Genomic DNA, 702 nt, shown 5'->3' with positions numbered 1-702 from the left:
CGACGCGACAGCTGTTTGGCGAACTGCCCGGCCGGTAGCGGTACCCGGTGCTCCGCACGGTGCGCACTCCCGGGCGGAGCACGCCGGCGTCCATGGAAAGGTTCGGGGCGATCGCCCCCTGTCCGCGGGGCGCCGGTGTCCCGGCATCGGATGACGGGCTGTCCGCCGGCCTTCCGGAAGGAGACTCATATGTACGCGCACTGGGGCACCTTTACGAAACCGGCGAGCCTCAAGGTTGGTCTGAGGTTCGCGGAGGACGCGATGAGGCGGCACGGCCTCGAAGTCTGGGATCTGGCCGACGACGGCGACTACCAGGTGATGGGCGGCACGGGTGATGTCATCGCCACGGTGGTCTGCGTCCCGCAGTCGGGGAACCTGTGGATGACGGTGAGCGCCTACTCACCCGACTCCGGACTCGCCGAGCGCACCCGCAACGACGTACGTGCCGACATCGTCAACGCGGTCGTGTTCGACGACGGCTGACCTCGCGCTTCCCGAAATGGCCCGCCCGAGGCCGGAACGAAGGGGCGGCACCCCCGCACAACGTGTAAGAACAGCGACCGGAGCTGCGAACCTTCCAACTGCCGCCCCTTCAAGGGCACTCCCAGGGGCACGTTCAGCGCGGCTTCCCTCATGTCGGCAGTAAGGCCTTCTCGATCAAGAGGGGCGTCGAAAAATGACAATGAGCCTGACTGCGCTGCG

The 702-nt window shown here is 67.1% G+C and carries 1 protein-coding gene; it reads left to right on the top strand.

Going from position 1 to position 702, the window contains the following annotated elements; genetic code table 11:
• The first annotated feature begins 261 nt into the window (after window positions 1–261).
• On the top strand, window positions 262–483 hold the full coding sequence (locus PV343_RS40210; protein WP_319152010.1) for a hypothetical protein: 222 nt from the start codon (window positions 262–264) through the stop codon (window positions 481–483).
• The last annotated feature ends 219 nt before the right edge of the window (window positions 484–702 follow it).

Origin of the sequence: Streptomyces sp. WI03-4A (genome assembly GCF_033792105.1) — a bacterium.
Classification (GTDB): Bacteria; Actinomycetota; Actinomycetes; order Streptomycetales; family Streptomycetaceae; genus Streptomyces; species Streptomyces collinus_A.
This window is presented reverse-complemented; position numbering and strand designations above follow the sequence as displayed.